The following is a 26,589-nucleotide window of genomic DNA, read 5'->3' as shown; positions in this document are numbered from 1 at the left end:
GAGTTTGAGGATGAGTCTGCCTTGGACACTCGGGGGCGCCGTGTGCGGCGCCCTGGTTGCGCTCGGAATGTGGTTCGCGGAGCGACCGAGCTCGGCCCCCGCGTCGGCAGCGGCGGCGAGTCCGACCCCGCCCCGCTCCACCATCGCCGCGGACCACGTGGCACCCGCCGCGACGCCGCAGCTCGACCTCGTCCACGACGCGTCGACAGCGCGGGCGACGGTGGAGGTCGAACCCGCCGCGGACCCCCTCGCGGGGCTGATCGCCTTCGGCCGGATCTCGGACCCCGACTGTCGGCCGATCCAGGCGCGGTTGGTCCTGGAGGACGACGACGCCAACCTGAAGTCGACCGACAGCGCAGCCGACGGAGGCTGGGCCCTGCTCGGACTCGCACCCGGGCCCCATCGCCTCTCGGTCACCGCCAAGGGCTTCGTGGGTCTCGAGGAGTCGATCGAGCTGCCCGCGCGCGCGCAATGGCAGCGTGACTTCGTGCTCGCGAGGGCGCTTTCGATCCCCGTGCGCTTCGAGGATGCAGAGGGCGTGGCCCTGGAGGTCGCGCCCTTCTCGGAGGACCCCGCGAGCTTCCTCTGCGTCGTGGGGACCGACGATCCCCCGCGAGCGGTGCTGCCTGGCGTCCGTTCCCGCACGGCGTCGCGCTACGGGGCTGGGACCTTCGAGGGACGCGGCGACGATCGCGCGCCCCCCGACCTGGGCGAACGCCACCAGGGCCTGCTTCGACTGAACGCGGCCCCCCCCCTGTGGGCCAGCCTCGTCTATCGCGACGTGGTGCTCGAGACTCGCGAGCTCGTCGGCGACGAGAGCGAGTTGGTCTTCGTGGTCGACCTCCAGACCCTCGCCGATCAGTGCAGCGAAGTGCGAGTCCGAGTCGTCGACGCCACGACCGGCGCGCTCTTGGAAGAGGTCGCCCTGGCCCACCCCTCCGGTGGTCGTTCCATCGAGGCCGCGCGGCGCGGGAACCAGATGGTCTTCACGGACGTGCCCCCCGGCACCCTGGACCTGGTCGGCGGCGGCCTCGTCGGGGCCGGCGACTTCGAGTGGATCGAGCGGTCCGTTCAGATCCCCCCCCGCAGTCTCGTCGACCTGGGCACGATCGAGGTGCGACCGAGGATCGAATGGACGGCGCGCGTCGTCGACACCAGCGGCGAGCCCCTCGACCTACAGGTCGAAGCGGCCCGGCCACAGATCCTGGCGGGCGTCGGCGACCTCGACCAGCGCGTGTCCACCCGCCCGGACGCCGACGGTCGCTCGACTTTCAACCACCTGGGAGCAGGGCGCACGCTGCTCCGCGTCGGCGGCAAGGACGGCTGGGCGCGCATCGCGCGCGAGGTCGAGACCTCCGCTCAGTCCGAGATCGAGCTCGTCGTTCCGCGCGGCACCGAGGTCGTCTTCCCGTTCCTGTTGGCTCCCGGCGAAACCTACGTCGTCGCGGGTGAGGACGGCCTGCCGCTGCTAGCGGGCTCCTACCTGCGACGTCAGACCTGGCTCGTCCCGGGCCGCTACACCCTGACCCGCAGGGGTGCGGACGGGGTGTCGACCGCACAGCCGTTCAACGTGGGAACGGATCGCACCGTGGTGCGCTGGGAGCAGCGATGAGCAGGACCAGCAACGCGATCGGCGCAGCCCTCGGCTTCGCGGCCGGCTTCGCCCTCCTGTGGATCGCCCTCCCCGACCACGGCGTAGATGCCGGCGCAGCCCTTCAGGCGGAGCCGGCGCCGGGCGTCGAAGCCGAGCAGGTGGCCGAGCTGGGCGCGCCCCAGGTCCCCGAAGCAGCGCCCGTCGCCGAACCCGAGCCGGCCGCCATTGCGATCGTCCCTTCCAAAGACACGGGCAGCTTGCGAAGCGACCTGGCGCCCACCCCACCCGCTCCGGAAGCGCCGCGCCCCGGCTCCGTCGTGTGGGGCCTCGCGACCCTGCCCGACGGTTCGCCGTTGCCCGACGCCTACATCAGCACGCAGCTCCCCGAGGGCGATCGCATGGCCGCGCGCGCGGACTCACAGGGTCGCTACGTGCTCGGTCCCCTGGATCCGGGCACCTGGACCGTCACCGCCGGCGCCATGGACTTCGACGACGACAGCGCCGTGCTCGAGCTGGCGAACGACGCCCTGCGCCAGGACTTCGTGCTGGTCCCCCAGCAGCAGATCGCCATCTTCCTCCTGACGCCGAGTGGCGAGCCGACCCTGTCCCAGGTGCAGACGTTCTCCTCGAAGGGCCGCATCCAAGCGGTACCCGTCGCGACGCGGGAGCATCCCGGGCCGACCTTCGACGGCGTCGTGGGCAGCCTCAACAACACCTTCGGGATCGGCAACTTCTGGGAGTCCGGCTGGCGCTCACCCTCGTTGGGTCCGGGGCACATCGGAACCGTAACCATCACCGATCGCGGCGGCGGTTGGATGAGCTACGTGATCGCCCACCAGGTCGTCGCCTCCCAGCCTTTCGACGAAGAGACCGAGCGCATCACCTTCGAGCTCGCGCCGGATGTCTTCACTTCGCAAGTGGGTCGCGTGCGCGGCCGGTTGATCGACCCCACCACGGGCGCCGGCGTCGTGGCCGAGGTGGACGTGAGCGAGGAGGGCTTCCCCCGAGGCCGGATGACGGCCGTTGGCGAGGACGGCACCTTCGACCTGAGCGAGGTCCAAGTCGGCCGGCGCTACTTCCTGGCCCGGGCCCCGGGGCGGGCCTTCCTGGTGCGGCGGATCGAGCTGGGCCCGGGCGAGGTCCTGGACCTCGGGGACGTGGAGCTACCCCTCGCCGTGTCGATCAAAGGGACGATCCGCGACCCCGATGGCGATCCCATCGTGGCGCTGATCGAGTGCGGACGGATCGACCCGGCCGACGGTTCGATCGCCTGGCCGCCGAACCGCAGGTACGTGAGCGGCGCCGACGGCCGCTTCCTGATCGGCAGCCTGATTCCCGGTCGCTACCTGGTGCGCTCGCCGGGTCTGGACGCGCGCGGCCCGAAGTGGGCCGATGACGCCCTGGTGGCCCGGCCAGTGGTGGCGGACGCCAGCGTCGAGTCGGTGGACGGCGTCGAGCTCTCCATGCAGAAGACCACCAACGTGATGCTGGTGTCCCAGGTCGAGCGGGAGCCCTGGCCACGGGCCGATGTCCTCGACGCGGCCGGCCTGCAGGTGACCGCGACGACCCTCGGCCGCTGGGGTGCCGAACGCCCCGTGCGCCTGCCCCCCGGGGACTACACCATCGAGGTCTCGATCGACGGTGAGTTGGTCGAGTCGCGCACGATAGCGGTCGGCGACGAGCCGCTGCGGGTCGAGTTCGACTGAAGGACGACCGGGCGCCGGTACCCGACTCAGGCCGCGCGCTTCGCGGCCGGGGCGTCGCTATCCGTCACGGCCACGAAGGCCTTGCGCGCCGCGGCGAGCACGGCCTCGCGTTGGCCGTCGGACAGGCCCAGGGTCTCCATCTGTTGGGCGCGCTTGAGGGCCCGGAAGCCCACCTCGTCGGCCAGGGACAGGTACAGGTCGAGCTGGTGCGCCAGGGACGCCATGGTCGCCTGGCGGGTGAACTCGAGGTTCTTCTGGAACTGATGGTGACGTCCGCAGACCGAGATCAGGTCCCTACCGAGCTGCCATTCCTCGGCCACCGCCGCGCCCGCGGCCTCGTGCAGCCGCATGAACAACAGCCCCACCAGAGCCTGGTCGATGGATCGCTCCCCGGCCTCGGTGGCCAACATCGAGAGCAGCGGCATCTTGCCGATGTCGTGCAAGAGCCCCACGGTGAAGGCTGTGTCCGGATCCTCGCCCAACTGGGGCGCGATGGCCCGCGCGATGCCGGCCACCGACAGGGCCTGTCGCCACGCCATCTCGGCGAAGATGTTCGCCACCCGGCCGTTGAACAGATGCGAGCGCATCGAAGCCGCCAGGATCATGCCCCGCAGTCCGCGCATGCCCACGCGCACCACGCAGGCCTTGATCGAAGTCTGCCCCACGCGGCTGCCACCCATGACCGAGTTGGCGGCCGACAGCAACTGACCCGACAAGGACGGGTCCGTGGCGAAGACGTCGGCGATCTCGCTCATCTCCGCCGTCGGCCGGTTGAGAATCTCGAGCAGGGTCATCGCCGTCGACGAGAGTTGCGGGACCTCGAGGTCCCCGTTCCGCATGCGCAGCTCGATGCGCCGCACGATGGCCACGTCCTTGGCACCGAAGGACGCGTTCTTGCCGCTCAGGTCGTCGAGGTTGCCGACGCCCCGCTGGGTCGACTGCTCCGCGGCCGCCTCGTCGACGGCCGTGGCGCGAGGCGCGATCGACGACGGCCTGGGCCTGGCCACCGCGGGGGGCGCGGACTTGGCACCGAACAGCCCCACGAGGGAGCTCCAGAGTGTTTGCAGATAGGCCGGCATCCTGATGTGAGAGGATCGGCCGCGGGCCGGGGCCGGTCTGAGTTCAATCGACGTTTGAACGGAATCTCTCCCGGTCGACGCCTCGAGGCTTCCTCTGGAGTTGGCCCGCGCCGCTCACCCCAGGAGTCGGCGCACCTCGTCGACGGCCCCCGGTGCATCCTGCGCCCAACCATCGGCACCAACCGTGCGCCACAGGCCGGGCACGAGGTTGAACGGGCCGCCTCCGACCAGGATCGGCAAGTCGGGGTGCGCGGCCCGCGCCGACTTGACCAGCTTCGCGGTGGCACGCACGTGCAGCCCGAGGCCAGCGGAGAGGCCCAACACGTCGGCCCCGAAGTGACCCAGGGCCTCGACCAGATCCGGGGTGGGCACGCTGGATCCCAAGAAGACGGTGCGGTAGCCGGCCAGTTCGAGCTGGTCGGCGATGATCTGGCCGCCGAGGTCGTGCAGGTTGCCCTCGACCGACGCCAACAGGACCGTTCGCCCCGACGCCGGCGCCGAGGGCGCACGGTGGCGCAGGAGCGTCAGGATCCCCTCCACCACTCGCGAGGCGTAGTGCTCCTCGGCCACGTTGACCTCGCCGGCGACCCACATGCGACCGAGTTCGCGCTGGGTGGTGGTCAGCACTTGGCCGTGGATCTCGGCCACCGACACCCCTTGGTCGAGAGCGTCGAGGATCAGCCGCTCCGCGTCCTCACGTCGCGCCTCCAGGAGTGCGAGCACGAACCGTCGCAAGAGGTCGTCGTGGGGACCGCTACCGTCCAGGGCGACGGGCTCGACGCAATCGACCACCCGCAGGGCCGGCAGGCCCTGGGCGAGGCAGTCGGCCGCCAGGTCACCGGCGCCGTCCGGCAGGCCCTCGCGCAACTCGTCGACGAGCACGTTCAGGGCGGCGCGCGGCGTGTCGAGCTCGAGGCCACGGCCGCAAAGTCCCGCGGCCAGCCAGGAGAGATCCAACTCCAAGAGTTCCGGCCGGCCGCTCGCGAGGGCCTCCGCCAGGGCGTGCAGCCGTGCCTGCAAGTCGCTCACCAGACGCTGGAAGCCCCAATCCTGGACCGCGACGCCACCCCCTTCGTCGGCGAGTCGCGCCGCCGCCCCGGCCGCGAGCGCGCGCCGCGAAGCGTCGATCAAGCCGGCTACGAACTGGCCTCGTTGGTCCATGGTCGGGGTCAGGTTGCGGGCTGCGAGCGGGCGGCGCAATCCCCGGGGGCTCGGAGTGAGACGGCGGGCGTCGGTCCCCCGCCGTTTCCTGACCTACTGCCCCGACCCGCGCGCGGGCGGTCGCCACCGTGGGTCGGAGACGCTCGGGTGACCGGACGCGGGCAAGGCGAGTCGACCCCTCGCGGTCGGCGCTGCAGGGATCGCGGCTGCCACGCCGTTGCGCCCAGGGGCAAGTGCTCTAGGCTCGGAGCGGCCCTCTCCGCCAGCGACAACGAACTTTCCATGCTCCCCATCGCCTGCCTCGCACTCGCCCTCGCTCCGGCACCCTTTGCAGACCACTGGGTCGGCCCCCCGGGCAGCGGACACCCGTACCAGACGATCCAGGCCGCTGTCGACGCCGCGCAGCCCGGGGACCGCGTCTTCGTCGAGTCCGGTGACTACGGTCCGGTGCTGATCGACAAGCCGCTCCAACTCAGCGGCCGCGGCTCGAGCCAGACGCGAATCCTCGCGCCGGCCGGTTCGATCCCGATCGAGATCGTCGGCAACGGCAGTGGCCTGCTCGTGCGCCTCAGCAACTTCGAGCTCGGCACCGTCGCCGGAGTCGACGCCTCGCCCCCGGCCTTCGTGCGTGCGACGGGCGTGCTCGGCCCGATGGAGTTCTGCGACCTCAAGATCGTGCGCGCCGAGCACGACGCCCACCCGACCGGTGGCGCGTACCTGGACTTTGCGGGCTGCACGCGCACCTTCCTCTCCTCGGTGCGCGTGGTGACCACCGCCGGGCCCGCGGGCAGCGACCTCGGAGGCCTTCCCCTCAGTGCCCTGCGCGCCCAGAGCAGCAACGTCTGGTTCAGCGACGGCCGCCTCGAGGCGAGCCGCGCGCCGACCGACGCGGGCGCCCTGGAGGTCCCCGGTGCCCACGCCATCGAGCTGATCGGCTCCAAGTTCACCCTGGCCCTGTGCGACGTGCAGGCCGGCAACCGCAGCGGCCCCCCCGGCGCGCTCACGGGTGGGGACGGCCTGCACCTGGTCGCCAGCACCCTCGATCTGCACGGCGGCAAGACCAATCGTCTAGCCGGGGGCGACGCGGACGCCGACGGCCCCGCAGGTCAGTTGTTGGCGGGCGCGGCCCTCTTCCTCGACGGCACCAGCTCCGCCCGCTGGGGATCGGACGTCGTCTTCGCCCCCGGCGAAGGACCGAACAGCGCGACGCAGATCGCCGTGGTCGCCCAGTCGGGCGCACAGACCAACCCGCGTCCCGATCGCTTGCCGTCCATGTGGATCGCCGACCCCACGCCGAAGGTCGGCGTCGACCAGGGCGTCTTCCTCGAGGGCGATCCCGGCGCGATCCACTTCTGGTGGCTGGCCCTCTACACCGGCACGCCGATCCCCCTGCCCGGGATCGAGGGCGTGCTGCTGCTCGACCTGATCCTGATCGTGAACCACGCGCCGATCGTCCTGAACCAGGACGGCCTGGGCAGCGACGTCGCGAGCTCGCCGGCCGACCCGGTGCTGGGTGGGCTGATGCTGTCCTACCAGTCGCTCGAGTACGACGGCGTGAACCTGCAACTGGCGCCGCCCTGGTTCATCACCTTCTCCCTCGACTGAGTTCGGCGCTGCGTCGCCGGCCCTGGGTCGCCGAGCGGCTGTTCCGCCCCCCGCCCCCCTCCGTCCGAGCGCGCGGCGCCGTAGGCTGGGTGGCCTCGCCATGTGCCCTCGCAGTCTTCCTCAACGACCGAGCAGGGTCCTGGCCGTCGCCCTCGCTCTAGGCGCCTGCGGAGGCGGAGCAGACGATCGGCCGGCGGTGGTCGAGCCGCCGCCCGAGTCGCCGGCGCCCGGCCCCGTGCCAGGTCACCACTGGCTGACCCCGGTCGGTCAGACGGCCGGCGAGCCGGCGGCCTGCGTCGACGGCGCCGGTCGGCTGTGGGCTTCGTGGATGGCCTGGACCGACGACGGGCCGCGGCTCGAGGTCCAGTGCCTGGAGCGTGTCGCCGAGGGTTGGCGAAGCCTGGCCAGCGCGACCGTGGCCGACGGCAACCGCGGCCTGGGCCTGGCGAGCCTCGCGGCCCTCGGCGACGGGGCCTTCTGCGTTTTCGAGACCCGCGTCGACGGCGGGACGTCCGTCGTCGGCCGCAGCCTCGAGCTGGACGGCGATCGCATCGCCCTGGGCCCCGCCGAGGAGCTCGCACCGGGCGGGCTCGAGCCGCAGCTCGCGGTCGCGCCCGACGGCCGCCTGACCCTCGCTTGGCAGGCGATCGTGGACGGCCAGTACGACATCCACTGGCGTCGGCGCGCGCCGGGGGGCGCCTGGTCCGCGGCGGTCAACGCCACCGACACGCCCTGGGACGAGTGGTCCCCGCGCGTGGCCAGCGGACCGGGCGGCCAAACTTGGTTGGCCTGGGACGCCTTCGTCGACGACACCTTCGACGTGTTCTGTGCCGGGCCGTTGGGCGCGGCCGAATCCCGGACCCTGTGCCTGGCGGGCGGTCCCGAGTACCAGGGCTACCCGTCCCTGGTCGTCGACGGCCACGGGCAGCCGTGGGTCGCCTGGGAGTCCTTCCGCGACTTCGGCCACGCCGGGCCCCTGCGCGACAGCCGCACCACGAACCTCGCCCGCGTCGACCCGGACGGCCGCGTGCGCTCGGTCCCCCTCCCCGACAACACTGCGGCGCGCAGCCAGTTCCCGCACCTGTTCGCCTGCGCGGAGGGACTGGTCATGACCGTGCGTCGCCTGGACCCGCCCTACCGGCCGCGCGAGGGCAAGGGCAGCCAGAACCTGTCGGGCACCCACCACTCCTGGCGGACCTGGGCCATTCGGTTCGGCGACGCGGCCGCCGGGCCCGAGCCGGTGCCCTGCTCGATCGGCGACAACGAGGCCACCAATCGCATGGTGTCGGTTGACGGTCGAGTGTTCTGCGTCCAGGCCAGCGACGACCGCGAGCGCTTCTTCGACGCGATCGAGCTGTGGAACGTGCCGATCGAGCAGCCCTGGCGGGTTGGCGTGACCGAGCTCGGCGCGCCGACGGGCTGGCCCGAGCTGGGAGAGGCGTTGGACCCCGCGCCCCTGGCGGGCCCGACCGCCACGGGACGCAGGCCGAAGGTCGACGGCTGGCTGTTCGGCGACTTGCACCGCCACACGCACCTGTCGCGCTGCGCCGGCCCCTCGGACGGCACCGGCCTCGACAACTACCGCTACGCGCGCGGTCCGGGCGGGCTCGACTTCGTCTCGATCAACGATCACTTCCAACACCTGACCCAGTGGTCCTGGTGGCGCTCGTTGCGGGATGTGGAGCGCTTCCACGCGCCCCCGGGTCTGGTGGTGCTGCCCGGCATCGAGCGCAACGTCTCGGGCTGGGGTCACCAGAATCTGGTCTACCTCGACCCGCAGGAGGCGCGCGTGGACGAGGACGGGTGGAACATGGAAGCGCAGCACGCCAGCTCGCTCGAGCCCGGGCGCGTGGTCGCCATCCCGCACATGCTGTCCTCGGCCAGCAACCGCTTCCTGCCGGCCTTCATGGACTCGGCCCTGCACCCGGTGATCGAGCTGTACCAGGCCACGCGCGGGTCCTACGAGGGGCCGCAACTGCCCTACGGCGCGCGGGACATGCACCCGGCCGGGCCGTTCGTGGAGCACTTCCTCGCGGTCGGCGGGCCCCTGGGCTTCATCGGCTCGTCGGACCACGGCGAGAGCGGCGACGGCTACTGCGCCCTGATCGGGGCCGAGCCCACGCGCGAAGGGGTGATCGGCGCGCTCGTGGATCGCAGCACCATCGCCTCGACCGCGCGCTGCGCCGCGAGCCTCTCGATCGGCGACTTGCGCGGGGGCGAGATGGGTGCCGCGCCGGCCCTGGCGACCGCGGTGGTCGAGGTGGTCTCGAGCGCGGCTCCGGTGGCGACGATCGAGCTCGTCGTCGGGGGCCAGGTGGTGCGGCGACTCGACGGCAACCAGGACGGCAGCCAGGGCGGCGGCGCCGAGCTGATCGTGATCGGCACCCAGAACCGGCCGGCGCGGGAGGAGATGCCCCTGCTCGCGAACTTCAAGGGCGGGCGCATCCTGTCCGGCGCCCTGCGCCGCGGCGAGCGCGAGGGCGCGGGCTTCGAGATCGTCGATCCGCAGACCCTGCGCCTGTGGTCCAACCGCCAGCGCGCGGACGTGGTGCTCGCCGTGCAGTGGGACGAGGAGGCGCGCGCGGTGACGATGCGCTTCAACGAGCACCGCGAGCGGGTGCTGTTCAAGTTCCTGGACCCGGGGCGGGCCTACCGCCTCGCGGACCTGCAGAACGGCCTCGAGTCAGTCTGGCGCATCGGCGTGCCCCTGGCTGATCCCCAGCCGGTGACCACCATCGAGGGACTGGAGCTCGCCGCCGGCGATGCCGTCTACGCGCGCATCGTCTTCCGCGACGGCAACGTGGTCTGGACCAGCCCGATCCGGATCGACGAGGTCATCGATTGAGGGGCCTTGGCGCCTGGGGCTTGGCCGCTGCGGCGCTCGCCGCCTGCGGAGGCTCGAGCGAACCGTCGCCGCCGAACGTGATCGTGATCGTGGCCGACACCCTGCGCTCGGACCACCTCTCCACCTATGGCTACGACGTCGCCACCAGTCCGCGCCTCGACGCCCTGGCCGCGCGCGCGACGGTGTACGAGACGGCCAGGTCCACGGCGCCCTGGACCCTGCCCTCCCACGCGTCGCTCTTCACCGGGCTCCTGCCCCTGCAGCACGGGGCGCACACCGTCGCGATCGAACGGCCTGGCAGCAACGCCCGCGGACTGGACGAGCGCGCCGTGACCCTGGCCGAGGTCCTGGGCGAAGCGGGCTACCGCACCTTCGGCGTCGCGGCCAACGGCGCCTTCCTGAAGCCCAAGTACGGCCTGGCCCAGGGCTTCGACGAGTGGACGGTGCGCGAAGAGCCCGCCGGTCAGTTGGAGGCCCAGGTCTTCGAGTTCCTGGCGCAGCCGGGGGACGGGCCGTTCCTGCTGTTCCTCAACTACATGGACACGCACCGGCCCTACAACTCGGTCGAGCGTCCGGGGCTCCTGCCGCGGCCGGTCGGGCGCCGCTCGGCCCAACTGCTGCGCGACCTGTACGGGCCCGTCTTGACCGGCACCGAGCCCCGTGATTCCGAGCGCCTGCGGCAGTTGATCGACCAGTACGACACGTCGATCGCCAACCTCGACGAGGCCCTGGGGCGTCTGTTCGACGAGCTGGAGCGCCTGGAGCTGTTCGACGACGCCGTGTTGGTGTTCACGTCGGACCACGGCGAGTACTTCGGCGAGCACGACCTGATCGAGCACTCGAAGGACGTCTACGAGCCGGCCCTGCGGGTGCCGTTGATCTTCAAGGCGCCGGGGCAACGGGTGCCCGCGAGGATCGCCGACCCGATCAGCATCGCCCACGTGCCTGCGCTGATCTTCGAGCAGCTCGGCGACGCGCTGCGCGCGACGGCGCGCGAGCGCGCTCCGGCCCTGCTCCTGGGCCCGGTCGAGGCCGGCGCGCGGTTGGTCGTGGCCGAGAACTACCTCTCGCGCTCGAAGGACCTGTTCGACGAGCGCTTCGGCGCCCGTTTCCAGCGCGTGCGGCGCGTGCTCTACGCCGACGGCCTCAAGCTGATCCGCTCCAGCGACGGCGACCACGAGCTGTACGACGTCCGCGCCGATCCCGCCGAGGCCCGCGACCTGTACGGCGACTTCGCAAGGTACGAGGACGTCTTCGGCGACACGCTCGAGTCCATCGTCACCGCTTGGCCGCGCCTGGGTGCCGAGGGCGGCGCGGTGCAGGAGTCCGCCGGCGACCTCGAGCGGCTCGGGGCCCTGGGCTACTACTGAGCTGCGGCGCGCCGGCGCACGGCGAGTTGCGCCAACGCGCCGACCAGGGCCGCCTGGGCCAGGACCGCCACCAGCAGCAGCGGCAGGAAGAAGCGCGGGCGATCGTGAGGCACCCAGATCGAGCTGCCCGCGCCGACCACCAGGACGAAGGCCAGCACTTGCCGCGCGGCGATCGAACCGCGCCAGGCGGAGCGAACCAGAACCGCGAGTCCCAGGGGCACGGTCGCGAGTCCCAGGGCCACCCCGGTCAGCTCGAACAGCGGCTCGTTGCCGAAGAACAGACGCTGGAACGAGAGCCCCAGGCGCGGCAAGAAGTCCCTCGGCGCCGCCAGGTCCGCGGGACCGAAGCGCGACATCTGCGCCAGGGAGTTCTTCCAGGTCCGCAGCAACTCGCCCACGGCCTCGAGGGGCGGATCGCCCCACAGCCCCGGCAGGGTCACCCAGAACAGGCCCGCACAGACCAGGCCCGCCGTCACCGCCGCGGCCAGCGGACGCAGGATGGACGGGCGCTCGCCGCGCGGGATCGCCAACCAGGCCGCCGCGAGCCACAGGGGCACCGCGAACGACACGAGCGCGCCGTTGAGCTTGCTGCCCACGGCCGCGCCGCACAGGGCTCCCAGGGCCAGGGCCCAAGCGACGAGTGGACGCCAGCCGCGCGCTCCGCCGAGGTCGCGCGCCCGCGTCAACGCCAGGAGCAGCGCCAGCACTCCGAACAACAGAGGGAAGAGGTCGGTCCGCACGTAGACCGCCACCGTGCGAGCCGTGGGCGAGGCCGCGAACAGCAGCCAGGCCGCCAGCCCCGCCGCGAGCCCGGCCTGGGCGCGGGCCACGGCGAACAGGGCCGCGGCCAGACCGGCGGCGACGATCGAGGTCACCAGCCGCGCCGCGTCGGCCGCGGGCAGGAAGCGCCGGCGCGCGCGGGTGGCGTCCGACTTCGGTCGGTCGATGCCGTCGGGGTGGAAACGCGGGTAGACGCGCCGCGAGGACTGGTCCATCCCGGCCACCGCCGCCGCCGCACCGAAGGCGAGCTTCGGCAGGAGCGGGTTCATCCAGCCGAAGGTCGACTCCTGGATGCCCAGGCGCCAGGGCCTGGCGGCCGCCTCGGCCAGCTCGGCCTCGCTGGCGCCCGCGTCGCGGGATTCGCCCGTGGTGGCCAGCTGCCAGGTGTGGACGCCGATCGCGACCCACTCGGCCTCGTCCACGTCGAAGGAATCCGGCGGCGCGGCGGAGCCCAGTTGGAACCAGGCCAGGGCCAGGGCGAACAGCACCAGGGCGAGCGCCGCACTGCGCAGCGGCCCCGCGCCCGCTTCCCTGTGGTCGTTGGCCCCCATCGGCCCGGGCAGTCTGCGGCCACGCTCTGCCGCCCGCAACGTCGCGCGCGGGGTGCCCGCTATGATCGGCGGCGATCCGCGTCCCACGGCGTGGCATCCCGACCATGAGCACCGATCGACGCCGTTCCACCGCCAACCTCGCCGCGGGCCTGCTGCTGGCCGCGCTGGCCGCGCTGGTCGGCTCCTGCGGCAGCGAGGCGCCGGCGCAGCGTCCGAACCTCTTGCTGGTGGTCTTCGACACGACCCGCGCGGACCACCTGTCGACCTACGGCTACGGGCGCGAGACCAGCCCCACCGTCGACGCCCTGGGCGCGCGCGGGCTGGTCTGCGAACAGGTCTGGTCCCAGGCGTCGCTGACGCCCGTTTCGGCCAGCAGCTTCCTGACCGGGGCCTACCCCTACCGGACCGGCGTCCGCAGCCTCTACATGGTCGGGCGCGAGGAGCTCTCGAGCGAGGTCGTGACCCTGGCCGAGCTGCTCTCCGACGAGGGTTGGAGCACCGCCGGCTTCGTCAGCGCGCCGCCCATGGGCGCGCGCTACGGGCTCGATCGCGGTTTCCAGACCTGGAACGACGACACGCGCAAGGGCGCCCGCGCGCGGGCCGCCATGGGCCTGGGCAACGAGTACCAGCGCCGCGCGGACGACACCGCCGACCTGGCCCTGGAGTGGCTGGATGGCGCCGTCGGCGAGGACCGGCCCTTCGCCCTGATGGTGCACTTCTTCGACTCCCACGACGCGACCCTGGTCCCTCCGCGCGAGTTCCTCGCGCCCCGGGTCAGCTTCGACCTCCCCGGCGACCTGGACCAGCGCGGGCACCTGCGCGAGGTGCGTCGCGACGAGGACCGCATCGAGCTCTACGACGCCGAGATCGCCTTCCAGGACGCGCAGCTCGCGCGCTTGATCGCGGCGCTCGACCGGGCCGGGCGCGCCGACGACACGCTCGTTTGTCTGATCGCCGACCACGGCGAGGGCCTCGGCCAACACGACTTCTGGACCCATGGCCTGTTGTGGGGCGAGCAGTTGCACGTGCCATGGGTGATGGCCGGACCGGGCCTGCCCGCGGGCGCGCGGTTGGCGCAGCGGGTGCGGCTGGTCGACCTGTTCCCGACCGTGGTCGAGCTGTTGGGCGTGGACCTCCCCGACGGCCTCGCTCCGGACGGGCGCTCGATCCTGCCCCTGTTGAACGGCACCGTCCCCGACGAACCGGCGGAGGTCTACGCCGAAGCCCACCACGCGCCCAACGACGGGCAGGGACGCGACACGCGGCTCTACTCCTTGACGGCCGGCAAGTGGAAGTACGTCCACCGCCCGGACGGCGAGAACCACGAGCTCTACGACCTGGAACAGGACCCGGGCGAGACCCGCAACCTGTTCACCCCCGACCAACCGGTCGCGCGGGCCCTGCGCGCGGAGTTGGAGCGGCGCGGCGCCGTGCGCGGTGTCGAGGGCTCCACCGAGCACCTCGACGCCGACACCATCGAGATGCTGCGCGAGCTCGGCTACCTCTGAGTTCAGTCCCGGCCGGCCCCCGCTCCCGTCGACGCGCACTCGGCCGATTGGGCCGCGCGCGCCCCATCGTGGTGATGGTAGTGGTCGACACCCTGCGCGCGGATCGCCTGCCCTTCTACGGGTACGAGCGCGACACCGCGCCGTTCCTCGCGAACCTGGCTCGGCACGGCGTGCTCTTCGAGCGGGCCTGGTCGGCGTCCTCGTGGACGGCGCCGTCGACGGCCTCGAGGTGATGCGGATCCCCGACGAGCTCGAGACCCTGCCCGAGACCATGGGACGCCTGGGCTACCGCACCTTCGGCATCGCGGACAACCCCAACATCGGCTGGCAGATCGGCCTCGACCGGGGCTTCGACCGCTTCACGACCTTCGAGAACACCGGTTCCGACCAGGTCGACGCCGAGCTCGCAAGTTGGGCCGAGGAGGTCGTGTTCGGCGAGGGCAGTTGGTTTCGTGTACCTGCACGACATGGACCCGCACGACCTCTACCAGGAGCGCGAGCCCAACTACGAGCGGCCGCCGGGCCCCAAGCCGCGCAACTCCGCACCGCGGCGCGGGAGGTGGCCCTGCCCTTCGTGGAGGCGGCCCACGCGAGCGAGATCCGCTACTGCGACGAGCGCATTCGCGAGGCCTTCGAGCTGCTGCACGTCGACGAGGAGACGGTGGTGATCTTCGCCTCCGACCACGGGGAAGAGCTGCTGCAGCGCAGCGACCAGACCCAGCACGGCTTCAAGCTCTTCTCGGAGCTGACGCGGGTGCCCCTGGTGATCGTCGATCCGACGCGGCCGCGGCTGCGCTCGCGCGTCGAGGCCAACGTCAGCACGGTGGACCTGCTGCCGACCCTGCGTGACCTGCTCGGCGACGAGACCCTCGACGAGGCCCAGGTGCGTCGCTGTCGGGTGCCCGACGACGCGGCCCCGCACCCCCCCGCGGAGGAGCGGCCGGTGTTCTCGATGCGCACGCGACTGGACGAGCTGGGCGGCGGCGAGCTGCGCGCGGTGGTCCGCGGCGACCTCGAGCTGATCGAGCGCGATCCCGACGTGAACGGACGGGGCGAGGTGCGCTGGCTGTTCGACCTGAAGCGGGACTAGGGCGAGCTGGACGACCTCGCCGAGGACTACCCGAGCGAGGTCGAGCGGCTGCGCGGGGTGTGGGACGAGTTCGCCTCGACGGCGCAGATCCACGCCCAGGTGGGCGCGCCCGCCGAGCTGGATGAGGCCCCGTCCAGAGCCCTGATCGAGTTGGGCTACACGGGCGGCGACGAGTAGGCCCGTCCGCGCCGCGGGCGGACGCGCGCCCTAGATCCGAGCGAATCGCTCCAGCGCCGCGACGGGCGCCGCCGATGGCCCCACGATGCTCCCGGGTCTCGACCGCCTCTGGCTCCCCGTCGTCAGCCTGGGCTCCTGCCTGGCGCTGGCCTTCTTCGGGGCCCAGATGCTGCTGGAGCTGCCCAGCTCCGTGGACGAGGCCGAGGCGCACCAACTGTCCCTGAAGGCGATCGAGAATCTGCGCACGATCTCCGCCGCCCAGGCCCGCTTCGCCGCCGACGGCACGATCGACGAGGACCACGACGGCTTGGGCGAGTACGGCTTCCTGCGCGAGCTGGGGGGCAACCTGACGCGCGGTGCCGCGGGCCGGCCGCGGCCGTCGCTGATCGGGACGGCGCTGACGTCCGCCGTGGTCAACACCCGCGGCCACCGCGCCGCCCTGGACGGGCACTACGTCTTCCAGGTCTGGCTCCCGGGTCGCGGGGGAGCGCCGCTGTCCGACGCGGTGTCGATCGAGTTCGCCGGGCCCGGCGCGATCCAGACCGACCAGGCCGAGCAACGCTGGTGCGCCTACGCCTGGCCGGCGAGCGAGGTGACCGGCCAGCAGCCGGCTTACTACGTCGGCGTGGAGGGCACGATCTGGGCCACCGATTGGAACCACGGCCCCCACTACCAGGGCCTCGACAGCGGACCCGACACGGGCGCGGCCAGCTCGGCGGGCGGCAGCGTGTGGAGTGGGCCGGCCGGCGACGGGCGGCCGAGCCGCGACGGGCGCATCTGGTACCCGCTGCTGCGCTGACGCGGCGGCGACCGGATCGAGCTCCGGATCGGACAGTCCCGGGGAGTGATGCTCCGCACACGCGCGACCGAGCCGCGCGGGGCCGACATCGAACGACTTGGACGCAAGGGCCGCGGATCCTGGGCACCGCTGCGGGCTAGCCTGTAGCCCGGTGCGCTCCCCCTCCCACCCCGTCCATCCCGCCGCGGCGGCGTGCGTCTACGCCTGGGCTCTCGTCGAGAGCCTGCACGGCTGGCCCTACGCCGTGGGCCTGGTCCTGCCCCTGCTGTTGGTCGGCCTGCTGGTCGGGGATCGGGCGCGGCTGGTCGAGGTCATCGCGGCGCGGCGCGTCGCCCTGGCCCTGGGAGCCCTGGCCCTGGCCCTCACGGCGGCGCGCCTGGGTGCCCTCGAGCACGGGCTAGCGGCCACCTACCGCACCGACCAGTCCCCCGAGGCCGGCGAGCGCTCCGTCGCCTACCGCCAACTCGAGGGCCAGACCCGAGTCGACGAACTCCTCTCCTTCGACGAGGAGAGCCGCGGCGCCTTCGTACGCCGCTGGCCCCTGAGCTTCCTCAACCACCGCCGCTTCGCGATCGCCTGGGATCGACGCTGGCCCACGGTGCACCTGGACTACCCGGACGCGGTCGAGCGCTTCCGGCCCTCGCCGCGGGTGCGGCCGGAGTTCGAGGTGGTCTGGCGCGGTGTCTTCACGGCGCCGGAGACGGGGCACTTCCTGCTGCGGGCCGAGGGCGGGATGCGCTCGCGCTTCGAGTTCGAGGGGCAGCAGGCGGCCAAGGGCCGCGACGCGACCCAGGCGGTCGACCTGGTCGCCGGACAGAGCTACGACCTGTCGATCCGCAACACCCAGGGTGCGGCCCAGCCGACGCGCTTCGAGCTCTTGTGGGGCAGCGCTGAGGAGGGGCTCGAGCCCGTGCCGCGCCGATCCCTGTCGCCGCGCCCCACCATTCCCGGTCGCCGCACCCTCGACGCCCTGGCCTCGTGGTTGGCGCTCGCGCTGGTGCCCGCCCGCGCGCTGGTCCTGGTCGGAGCCCTGGCGTGCCTGCTGGTCAGTCGCCGCGCCGCGGCTCCGGTGCGCGGCTTCCTCGGCGTGACCGCCATCGCCCTGGCCCTGCGCCTCGCGGTGCACGCCGTGTACTTCGGCCAGCCGCACAGCGGGATCATGCAGGGCTTCGGCAACGACGACTACCTGCACTTCTCCCACGCCCTGCGGATCGTGCTCGAGGATCCCATGGCCCCGGGCCACGCCTACTACTGGGCGCCGCTCTACCGCTACTTCCTGGCCCTGACGATGTTGGTCGTGGGCGAGGACTTCCGCCACGTGGTGCTCGTGCAGAACGTGCTGGGGGCCCTGACCTGTGGCCTCGCCTTCCGCATCGGGCAACGCGTCTTCTCGCCGCGCGCCGGCTGGGCAGCGGGGCTCGTGTGCGCCTTCTATCCGTTCCTGGCCTACTACGAGTGGACGACCTTCATCGCGGCCCTGGCCACCTTCCTGGCCACCCTCGCGATCGACCGCGCCGTGGCCGCGCGCGCCCTGCCGTCAGCGCGCAACCTGGCCCTGGCCGGAGTCGCGGCGGCGCTGGCGATCCTCGCGCGCCCGAACTTGGGCCTGTTCCTGCTCGCAGTCGCCGCCTGGTTCGCCCTGCGCGGCGGGGAGTGGTCCACGCGCCTGCGACGGACCGCGATCTTCCTGGTGGCGGCGTCGCTGACGGTCCTGCCGGTCACCGTGCGCAACTTCGCGGTCAGTGGCGAGTTCGTGCCGATCACCTCCAACGGCGCCGTCAACGTCTACATCGGCAACAACCCCGACGCCGACGGGACCTACCAGAATCCGCCCGAAGACGTCGATCCGAGCCAGTTCACGGCCATCGCCCGCGAGTTCATCCTCGAGCACACCGGTGATTGGCTGGCGTTGGAGCGCACCAAGCTCGAGCTGCTCCTGGCCGAGCGCCAACTCTGGCCGCTGCTCCTCCTCGCGCTCTGCGGCTGGATCTCCGCCCGTGCGCGCGGCAACCGCCGGACCCTGCCGGTCAGCGCCATGGCTGCGGGGGTCCTGGTGGTGCCGATCCTGTTCTTCATGCACGACCGTTTCCTGGTGCCCGGGGTGCCGGCCCTGGCGGTGCTCGCAGGACACGCCATCGACGTGGCGCTCGGGCGCCTGGGCTGGGGCCGTCCCGCCGGTGCCGCGGCGCGCCGAGCCCTCGCTGCGGGCCTGGTCGTCGCCGCGGTGCTCTACGTGACCTTCACGGCCTACGGCACGACCCTCCGCAACCGCGTGCAAGCCCCCTGGAACCTGGGGGCCGCTGCCCCGGTCACGCCTTGGTTCACCGGCGACCTGCGCTGAGCGCGCCGGTGCCTCACTCCTCGGTGTAGCCCAGCGCCTCGAGCTCGCTCAGGATCGACTCGTCGAGGCTCGCGCGACTCGCGTCCCCGAAGCCCAACTGCTCGGCCAAGGTGCGTTGCTCGCCCAGGATTCGCAGCAGTTCGCCGCGCAGCTCGTCCGCCACCTCCGGGCGCTGCTCCAGCAAGTTGGCCAGCTCGTGGGGATCGGCGTCGCGGGCGAAGAGCGCGTCCCCCTCGTCGGGCCGATGGTGGAAACGCCACTGGTCGTTGGTCAACGCATACAGGGGCCCAATCTCGGATCCCAGGTCGCGGCCGGTGCGCTGCCCGACGAGTGCGCGCGGCACAACCGGGCCGGCGAGCACGTCGATGCCGGTCGCCTGTGCCGCGAACGGCTCCGCCAGGGCGGGATCCAGGCGCAGCAGCACCGTGGCCAGCACGTCGCGCAGCTCCGTCGGCACCGCGGTGCGTCCGCGCGGCCCACCCTCGCCCGGGAAGCGCACGATCAGGGGCACCTGCAACTGCTCGCGGAAGATGCCCCCGTGTTGGCGCCAGTCGTGCTGCCCCAGCCCCTCGCCGTGGTCCGCCACGATCACCACCGCCGCCGAGTCCCACCAGCTCGACGCGCGCAGGGCGTCGAGGAAGCGGCCCACCTGGGCGTCGGCGTAGCGCACCTCGCCGTTGTAGCGGTTGATGGCCGAGCGCGTATGGAAGCGCCTGCCGCGGTCGAGCACGGAGTCGGGGATGGCGCGCTCCGTCAACCAGCGCTCGAACTCGGCGTCGGTCTCGAACAGGTCGAAGCCCGCCGGCGGCGAGTAGTCCGCGTGGGGGTCGTAGAGGTGCAGCCACAAAAGACGCGGCCCGCGCACCGGACGCGCGAGCTCGGCCAGGGCCAGGTCGACGGTCTCTTCGCCCAGGCGCTCGAAGCCCTCCGGCGCCGCGTAGACGTCGAAGCCCTCGGCCAGGCCGCAGTGCTCCTCGAGCGGTGTCGCGCTGACGAAGGCCGACGTCTCCCAGCCCGCATCGTGGGCCATCTCGGCGAACAGCCGCACGTCCCCGCTCGAGCGGAAGGCGCTACCGCCGGCCGCGCGGGTCGTGTTGGCCAGGACCCCGTGCTCCAGGGGCGCGAGCCCCGTGAACAGCGAGGTGTGCGCCGGCAGGGTCGTGGCCATGCCGCTGAAGGCCTGGTCGAAGACCAGGGCCTGGTCCGCGAACTCGTCGAGCCGCGGCGTGGTGTCGCGGAAGTAGCCGTAGGTGCCCACGTGGTCCGCGCGCAGGGTGTCGATCGTGATCACGATCAACGCCGGCGGCGACGGCTCGGCGCCACATGCCACGAGGCCGCCGGCCAGACCCAGCAGGGCCGCACACCGCAGCAGCGTCGACGACCGGGCCGCAGTGGCTCCAGATGCGGGAGCTACTGCCGAGTTGGTTGCCGCCGCGGGAACCCGCGCCCCAGGCGCTGCGAGCTCGGGCACATCGACCGCTGGAAGCAGGCTCCCCGGCCAACTCGGGTACGGGCGGATCGGGAATCGTCGACGGTCGCACATGAACTCGAGAGCGGCGACACCGGCGCGGGCCGCGAAGGACGACATGCTAACCTTCGCCCCGAGAAGCCCGTCCCTCCGAGTCAGCCCATGGACCACTGCGATCGCCGACGACTTTCTCGCAGTGGAGCTGCGTGCAGCGGGAACGGTCGACGCGCGATCGAGCCGCGGGCGCGGGTCGTTCAATGGATCGCCCTGGTCCTGCTCGGGGTCGTCGGCTGCGCTCCGAGCGCGTCCCCGCCGATGAACGCCGCGCCGCCCTCGATCCTGTTGGTGGTCTGCGACACCCTGCGGCGCGACGCGCTCGGCGCCTACGGCGCGACTGCGGCCTCCGCGACCCGACCGGGCACGCCCCACATCGACGACCTCGCCACCCGCGCCCAACGCTTCGACGCGGCCTTCTCCGCCGCGCCGTGGACCCTGCCCTCGGTGGCCGCGATCCTCACCGGCCGGCCGACGCGGGAACACGGCGCGCGCAACGCGGGCGAGGGCAAGCTGACCGGGATCGATCCCGGCCTGCCGACCCTGGCCGGGATCCTGGGCCAGGCCGGCTACCGGACCGGCGCCGTGGTCACCAACCCCTACCTCGCACCGTCCTTCGGCCTGGGTCGCGGCTTCGACGACTACGTGCACCTGCGCGAGCCCGGCCGCGGGCGCAAGGTGCGCGGCGATCGCATCGTCGACACGGCCTTGGACTGGCTGGCGGACGGCGACGACGGCCCGACCTTCCTGCTGGTGCACCTGTTCGACCCGCACATGGGCTATGACCCGCCGGGGGAGCTGCGCCCGCAGTGGCTGGCGGACGAGGACGATCCCGACCGCGCCCTCAACCTGATGCTGCGCGAGCTGTGGGATCGGGAGCGCTCGGCCAGCTCGCCGCCGGAGTTCCGCGCGCGGGTGCGCGAGCTCTACGACCGCGAGGTAGCCTTCGCCGACGCTCAGGTGGGTCGGCTCCTGGCAGCGTTGGAACAGGATGGCCGCGAATGGATCGTGGTCTTCACCAGCGACCACGGCGAGGAGTTCTGGGACCACGGCGGCTTCGAGCACGGCCACACTCTCTACGACGAGTTGGTGCGCGTGCCGTTGATCATCCGCTGGCCCGCGAACGGCGCAACGCCGCGCGGTGGCCCGGTGCGCACGGACATGGCCCGCCACATCGACCTGGCACCGACCCTCTTGGCCGCCGCCGGAGTGCCGCCCCCGCCGGGCATGGCGGGCCGGGACCTGGCGCAGGTCGCCAGCGCGCCGCACTCGGGCACCGCTCTGGTGACCAACACCCTCTACGGTGTCGAGCGGCGCGCGCTGATCAGCGGCGGCATGAAGTTGATCCACTCGGAGGACGGGACCGTTGCCCTCTTCGATCTAGTCGCCGATCCACGCGAGCGGGCCGACCTCGCGGAAGCGAAGCCGGCCCTCGTCGAGGCACTGTCGGCAGAACTCGAACGTCTCAGCTCGGGCCAGCGCACCGCGGGCGCGCCGGTCGAACTGGATTCGGATGTGGTCGAGGAACTCGAGGCCCTCGGCTACCTGCGCTGACCGCGCGGATGAGCGCGACGCTGCAGGGATCGCAGGTTGCTGGGCTCGCGCGGATCGCGCTGAAGAACAGGCTCCCGTGAGCGAGCCTGCTCGGCGCGGGCCGGCTCAGCGGCCACGGCGACGAGCGCGCAGCTCGCCGGCGTCGCGCTGGCGAGCTGCGCGCTCGGTGGTCGTGGGTCGCACCTCGGTCCGATGGCGCGTCGCGCGCTCCTCGACCCGGTGCTCGGTCCCGCGTCGCAGCTCGTCGCGCTCCGCCGTGACGGGGCGCCGCTCCCGCCCGGCGGTCTCGCGAGCACCCGGTCGCAGCTCGGTCTGGGCGGCGACGTAGGCCCCCATGTAGCCGCGCGCGTCGAGCTGTCCGACTCGCCCGTCGCCGTCGAAGTCCGCGAAGCGGCTGCCGGCACCGATCAGGCGCGCGAAGAGCACCAGGTCCTCGCGGTCCACGTCGCCATCGAGGTCGGTGTCCGCGGCATCGAGGAAGCGCAGGCTGAAGTTCGCGCTAGCGCCCTCCTGGTCCACGCGCGCGCCCTGGCCCTTGGCCACGACCAGCGCGTGGCCCTCGAACTGGAAGGCTCCAGGTTGCAGCCATCCGTAGCGGCGCGCGTGTTCCTGGCCGCCCGAGCGGGTCACGACTTCCAGATGCAGCGCATCCCCGCGACGGATTCGCGCCGCCGCGCCACTGTCGCCGCGGGTGCTGCGCACGTCGGCGGCGAACACGAAGCGCACCGTGTCGCGCACGTCGAAGTCGACGCGGTACTCGGCGCCGGCCGTGCCCGTCGCGCCGCGTTGGCCGCGCGCTGTCTTCGAGCGCGCGTCGACTACAGCTCCGAAGCCGTCGGGTCCCAGCAAGGTCGAGAAGTTCGACCAGGAATCGACGACGTCTGCGCCGAGGCGATCGTCCAGGTCGACGACCAGCGACGACCCCCAACTCGGAACCAGCTGGTCGAATCCGTCGCGCTCGCTCTGGTCTCCGGCCTGGACTCCCGAACCGGTGGCGAAGTTGTTGCGATGGACCGCGCGGATGTCGACGGACTCGGATGCAAGGGCGGGTGTGGCGGCGATTGGAACGGCGACGAACAAGAGGGGCTTCAGGCGCATAGGGAGCGTGATCTCGTGCGAGCGGCCCGCCGGCGTCGACCCCACTCCCCCCACGGGAGTGATCCCTTCGACCCCCACGGTCGACCGCTCGAACCCTGGTCGGAGCGAGCCGGGCGCGAACTTCACGCGCGTCGGGGATTCCGGGCCCTCTCGAGCCCGATCACTCAGGCTTTACAGATCCGATCACCGGGGGCCACGGCCCCTGCTACCACCACGCGGGCATTGACCCCCCGCAGCCGCTGACTGCGTCCCTGGGGTGCGCTGACCCACGCCATGGCCGCTGAGCCGAAGCGCGCGACGAACTTGTCGCAGCCCGTGTGCGGCGGTGCGGTGATCTCGATCTGCGCCGTGCCCACCTGCAGCCGAGTGCCTGGCGGCAGGCTCGACTCCGACAGATCGAGGTCGACGAAGAGCTGATCCCCCGCCAAGGGCCAGTGCGCGCGGTCTCCGGCGATCGCCTCGGCCGCGCGGACGTTCATCAAGGTCAGTTGAAGCTCCGGGTGGGCGCTGCCGTCGGCGGTCGCTCGACTGCCACGTGACTGCCAGTTATCACCAACAAGGCCTTCAACTGGGTCGAGGAACCCGTGTTCGAGCACCTCGCGCTGGCCCTCTTCGGGTCGGCGCACCACCAACTCGACCGAGCCCGTTTCGATCGGCGACGGGGCGCACGATGTCCAGCGCCGCTCGAGCTCGTCGCGGTTCGGATGTCGCATGAATGTGAGCTTAGAACTCGAAGCGCGAATCGGGACGCGTTTTGCGGCGCGGCCCGCGTGTCGCCGGAGCGTGACGCCCGACTCGCGGGTTGCGTGTCGGAGCGTCCTGGGCGATCCTCGGTCGCGGGGGGCGCGGGGACCACACTTGGTGCCGTTCGATCGCCTCCCATCAACCGGAGGAATCTATGACCCGTTGCTGGATCGGGCGAACTGCCCGTGTGCTCGCTCCCGTTTCCGTCTTCACCCTTCTCGGCCCGGCCACCTTGGCCAGCGGCGCTCTGGCCGCGAGCGCCGCGGCCAACAGTGATGGCGATCCCCTGCCCACGTCGATCGAGGACGGGGGCGCGATCCTGCACTTCGACCCCGACGACCCGGACCTCGGGTTCTCGTTGATCGCGATCGGCGACCAGGCCGATCCCATGGCCTACGACCTGGTTCGCACCCACCTGTGGGAGATCGAGTTCCGCGATCCCGCCGCGCCCGGTGTCGAACTCGTCGCCCTGCCCGATCGCAGCCTCGGCTTCGCGTTCGACTTCGTGGTCTCGTCGATCGACGACGATGACGACCACGGCTATGGGGGCTACGGCGGTGACGATGATGACGACGGCAACGGCGGCTGGGGGGGCCACGGCGACGACGACGATGGTGGCGGCGGCTGGGGTGGCGGCGACGATGACGACGACGATGGCGGTGGCTGGGGAGGCGATGACGACGACGATGGAGGTGGCGGCGGCTGGGGCGGCGGCGGCTGGGGCGGCGGTGACGGCCACTGTGGCGACGACGATGGTCTCCTGTTGCAGTGGATCGGCGTCACCCACCCGTCCTTCCCCAACGGCGAGGCCTTCGACGTCGATGTGCGCCTGACGGCGCCCGAGGACGAGCCCTACGTCCAGTTCGAGATCGCGATCCGCGGTGTCGAGCCCTTCGCGTCCCAGGTCTTGATGCAGCGCTTCCCGCGCGTCGAGATCGTCGGGGGTCCCAGCGGCGCCAGCGAGCGCCTGGTGATCCCCTACTGGCAGGGCAACCTCTACGACGATCCGATCCGCAGCTCGGACCTGTTCGTCGCCTCGCAGTTCCTTCCGCCCGAGCGGCATCCCGGGCCCCTGAACATGCAGTGGCTCGCCTACTACGACGAGTCCGACCCGAGCGAGGCGATGCTCTACTGGGCCACCCGCGACGGCGGTGGCTTCCCCAAGGGCTTCCGCATCGATCCGAACCCCTTCGACCCCGTTCCGAACCTGGGCCTGTCGATCGAGCACGTGCCGGTCGGCAACGGTTCGATCGGCATCGACCACGCCACGCCGTTCCCCTTCACCGTCGGGGTGCTGCGTGGGGACTGGTACGACGCGGCGCGCTTCTACCGTGAGGACTGGGCCCTCGACCAGCCGGGCCCGTCCAAGGGCACGATGCGCGAGAACCCGGACTTCTCCCAGACGATGCTCGACGCGGACCTGTTCGGGATCCTCGGGCAGGACTTCTGCGCGGTGGACCCGCCCGCCTGCGCGATCACAGGCATGCGCCAGAGCGACCCCAGCAACTGGATCTTCGCCGCGCAGCACGTCCTCGAGCTGCAGGCCTTCTTCGGCACCGACGACGTGGTCTACCAGGCCTCGAACTGGGAGCGCAACTCGCTCGCCGCGAACTGGGGCGAGTGGCTGCCGGCGAACAGCTTCTTCGAGCAGTACTTCGTGCCCCAGGCCGGCGCCGCGGGCATCACCTGGGCGCCGTACTTCAACTACCTGACCTACGACAACACGCAGCCGACCTACTTCAGCTCCGACGTTCCGGGCTTCGAAGGCCGCTTCGTGGGTGACTTCGCCGTGACCGACGTCGACGGCAACATCAAGGTCACCCAGCAGATCCACTGCGACAACATCGACTCCTGCAACCCGCAGCTGCTGCCCGAGGTGATCGGCACCGTGCAGATCGACGCGGGCACTCCCTGGGCGGTGGAGTACACGCGCTACATCGCGACCCAGCTCGAGGCCTACGGCGCGGGTCGTCCGGCGGGCATCTACCTGGACGTCCTGCAGGGTGCGGCGCGCCTGAACTACTCCCAGGCGGTGGAGCAAGACGGCTTCCACCAGCGCGGGGGCGGCCGCTACGCCAGCGATGGCGCGCTGACCGTGCTCGACACCCTCCGGGGCACCCTGCGCAACGACTTCGGCAACTCGGAGTACTTCGTCGAGACCGAGTCGCCGTTCGAGCCGGCGATCGGCGACGTAGAGTTCACCTACGGCTACCACGGTGGGGTCAAGACCCTCGACGGGGTGCGCCGGGTGGTGCCCCTGTACCAGTCGGTCTACCACGACTACCAGCGCACCAGCTCGATCTTGAGCCTCGACATCCCGCCGAGCTCGCCCTTCATCTTCAATGCGTCGATCTGGCTCTCCGCGCGCCAGATCTTCGACGCCAACCTGTTCATGGGGCACGCCCCCTACGCCACGACGCGCGTCTCGCCCTTCACCTTCGCGATCCGCACGAACCCGGCCTTCTTCCCGGCCCTCGCCAAGCACCTGGGCCTGGCGCGGGACCACACGCAGTTGCTGGCACTGGACGCGGTGCGTGACACGGCGGTCTTCGGACAGCGGCTGCGCAGTCCGCAGACCGACTCGGGACGCTCCTACGTGCAGTTCCTGATCGTCAACGACCTCAACCCGCTCGAGCAGACCCAGCCGGTGGTGTACGCCTCGGCCTACGGAACGCCCGGGCCCGACGGCCCGATCGGGATCCTGTTGACCAACTGGACGGACGCCGCCGATCCCCTGTTCGAGCCCAACTTCGGCTTGCCCCTGTGGGAGCTGGGCACGACGCCCGGGCCGCAGACCATCCACGTCACCATCGATCCGGACGACTACGACCTGGCGCCGGCCGTCTACACCGTGCGCGAGGTCCTGGCCGGTACCGGTGAGATCGTCGAGCTCGCCGAGCCCCTGGATCTGACCGCGGGTCCTGCGTCGATCGAGGTCACCCTCGGCAGCCTCCAGGGTCGCTACCTGCTGATCCAGGGCGAGGGCCAGGGCGGCGGCTGCGGCGATGGTGATGACGATGACGACGGCGGGGGCTGGGGGGACGATGACGACTGAGCCCTGATCC

Annotated in this window: 18 protein-coding genes; 12 read left to right on the top strand and 6 right to left on the bottom strand. The window is 71.9% G+C overall.

Annotated elements, in window-relative coordinates; genetic code table 11:
• The first annotated feature begins 10 nt into the window (after positions 1-10).
• Positions 11-1,612, top strand: a complete 1,602-nt coding sequence (locus Pla133_RS05470) for a carboxypeptidase-like regulatory domain-containing protein (RefSeq protein WP_145063277.1) — start codon at positions 11-13, stop codon at positions 1,610-1,612.
• Positions 1,609-3,300, top strand: coding sequence for a carboxypeptidase-like regulatory domain-containing protein (locus Pla133_RS05465; protein ID WP_145063275.1), 1,692 nt, complete (start codon positions 1,609-1,611; stop codon positions 3,298-3,300). Before Pla133_RS05470 ends, Pla133_RS05465 begins: the two co-directional genes overlap by 4 nt.
• A 26-nt stretch (positions 3,301-3,326) precedes the next feature.
• On the opposite strand, the gene Pla133_RS05460 is transcribed toward Pla133_RS05465, so the two are convergent.
• Together Pla133_RS05460 and Pla133_RS05455 are read right to left on the bottom strand one after the other, a co-directional pair.
• Positions 3,327-4,379, bottom strand: a complete 1,053-nt coding sequence (locus tag Pla133_RS05460) for an HDOD domain-containing protein (RefSeq protein WP_145063273.1) — start codon at positions 4,377-4,379, stop codon at positions 3,327-3,329.
• Positions 4,380-4,493: 114 nt separating this feature from the next.
• On the bottom strand, positions 4,494-5,540 hold the full coding sequence (locus tag Pla133_RS05455; RefSeq protein ID WP_145063271.1) for a cobalamin B12-binding domain-containing protein: 1,047 nt from the start codon (positions 5,538-5,540) through the stop codon (positions 4,494-4,496).
• A gap of 282 nt (positions 5,541-5,822) precedes the next feature.
• Here Pla133_RS05455 and Pla133_RS05450 point away from each other — a divergent pair, with 282 nt between their 5' ends.
• The 3 genes from Pla133_RS05450 to Pla133_RS05440 all read left to right on the top strand — a co-directional run bounded on the left by Pla133_RS05450 (position 5,823) and on the right by Pla133_RS05440 (position 11,360).
• Complete coding sequence (locus Pla133_RS05450; protein WP_145063269.1) at positions 5,823-7,145, top strand: hypothetical protein; 1,323 nt, start codon at positions 5,823-5,825, stop codon at positions 7,143-7,145.
• A 196-nt stretch (positions 7,146-7,341) separates the two neighbouring features.
• Positions 7,342-9,990 (top strand): CehA/McbA family metallohydrolase domain-containing protein, encoded by a 2,649-nt coding sequence (locus Pla133_RS05445; protein ID WP_145063267.1) that lies wholly within the window; start codon positions 7,342-7,344, stop codon positions 9,988-9,990.
• The gene (locus Pla133_RS05440) at positions 9,987-11,360 is read left to right on the top strand and encodes a sulfatase (RefSeq protein WP_145063265.1); all 1,374 of its coding nucleotides are present in this window, start codon (positions 9,987-9,989) and stop codon (positions 11,358-11,360) included. The genes Pla133_RS05445 and Pla133_RS05440 overlap by 4 nt, the downstream gene beginning before the upstream one ends.
• Here the strand turns inward: Pla133_RS05440 and Pla133_RS05435 are convergent.
• On the bottom strand, positions 11,354-12,691 hold the full coding sequence (locus Pla133_RS05435; protein WP_145063263.1) for a hypothetical protein: 1,338 nt from the start codon (positions 12,689-12,691) through the stop codon (positions 11,354-11,356). The genes Pla133_RS05440 and Pla133_RS05435 overlap by 7 nt on opposite strands.
• Before the next feature lie 104 nt (positions 12,692-12,795).
• On the opposite strand from Pla133_RS05435, the gene Pla133_RS05430 reads away from it, so the two are divergent.
• From Pla133_RS05430 to Pla133_RS05410, 5 genes are all read left to right on the top strand, one after another.
• Complete coding sequence (locus Pla133_RS05430; protein WP_145063261.1) at positions 12,796-14,199, top strand: sulfatase family protein; 1,404 nt, start codon at positions 12,796-12,798, stop codon at positions 14,197-14,199.
• 74 nt (positions 14,200-14,273) lie between these two features.
• Positions 14,274-14,432 carry a sulfatase-like hydrolase/transferase gene (locus Pla133_RS25985; protein WP_419192161.1) on the top strand — a complete coding sequence of 53 codons (159 nt, stop codon included), beginning with the start codon at positions 14,274-14,276 and terminating at the stop codon, positions 14,430-14,432.
• The gene (locus Pla133_RS05420; RefSeq protein ID WP_145063259.1) at positions 14,402-15,289 is read left to right on the top strand and encodes a sulfatase-like hydrolase/transferase; all 888 of its coding nucleotides are present in this window, start codon (positions 14,402-14,404) and stop codon (positions 15,287-15,289) included. The genes Pla133_RS25985 and Pla133_RS05420 overlap by 31 nt, the downstream gene beginning before the upstream one ends.
• 262 nt (positions 15,290-15,551) lie before the next feature.
• On the top strand, positions 15,552-16,265 hold the full coding sequence (locus tag Pla133_RS05415; RefSeq protein WP_145063257.1) for a hypothetical protein: 714 nt from the start codon (positions 15,552-15,554) through the stop codon (positions 16,263-16,265).
• A gap of 151 nt (positions 16,266-16,416) precedes the next feature.
• Entirely contained in the window at positions 16,417-18,606 is a 2,190-nt protein-coding gene (locus Pla133_RS05410; protein WP_145063254.1) for a glycosyltransferase family 39 protein, read from the top strand.
• A 13-nt stretch (positions 18,607-18,619) separates the two neighbouring features.
• On the opposite strand, the gene Pla133_RS05405 is transcribed toward Pla133_RS05410, so the two are convergent.
• Positions 18,620-20,194: a sulfatase family protein gene (locus Pla133_RS05405; RefSeq protein ID WP_145063252.1), complete on the bottom strand. Its 1,575-nt coding sequence runs from the start codon at positions 20,192-20,194 to the stop codon at positions 18,620-18,622.
• Positions 20,195-20,236: 42 nt separating this feature from the next.
• Here Pla133_RS05405 and Pla133_RS05400 point away from each other — a divergent pair, with 42 nt between their 5' ends.
• A complete protein-coding gene (locus Pla133_RS05400) occupies positions 20,237-21,682 on the top strand; it encodes a sulfatase family protein (protein WP_145063250.1) in 1,446 nt (481 codons plus the stop codon).
• Between the two features lie 105 nt (positions 21,683-21,787).
• On the opposite strand, the gene Pla133_RS05395 is transcribed toward Pla133_RS05400, so the two are convergent.
• Both Pla133_RS05395 and Pla133_RS05390 read right to left on the bottom strand, forming a co-directional pair.
• Positions 21,788-22,780, bottom strand: a complete 993-nt coding sequence (locus Pla133_RS05395) for a hypothetical protein (protein WP_145063248.1) — start codon at positions 22,778-22,780, stop codon at positions 21,788-21,790.
• Between the two features lie 164 nt (positions 22,781-22,944).
• Positions 22,945-23,493, bottom strand: coding sequence for an MOSC domain-containing protein (locus Pla133_RS05390; RefSeq protein ID WP_145063245.1), 549 nt, complete (start codon positions 23,491-23,493; stop codon positions 22,945-22,947).
• A 185-nt stretch (positions 23,494-23,678) separates the two neighbouring features.
• Between Pla133_RS05390 and Pla133_RS05380 the strand changes: the two genes are divergently transcribed.
• Positions 23,679-26,579: a DUF6259 domain-containing protein gene (locus tag Pla133_RS05380; RefSeq protein ID WP_419195430.1), complete on the top strand. Its 2,901-nt coding sequence runs from the start codon at positions 23,679-23,681 to the stop codon at positions 26,577-26,579.
• Positions 26,580-26,589 lie beyond the last annotated feature (10 nt).

The organism is Engelhardtia mirabilis, assembly GCF_007748095.1.
Taxonomy (GTDB): domain Bacteria; phylum Planctomycetota; class UBA1135; order UBA1135.
This window is presented reverse-complemented; position numbering and strand designations above follow the sequence as displayed.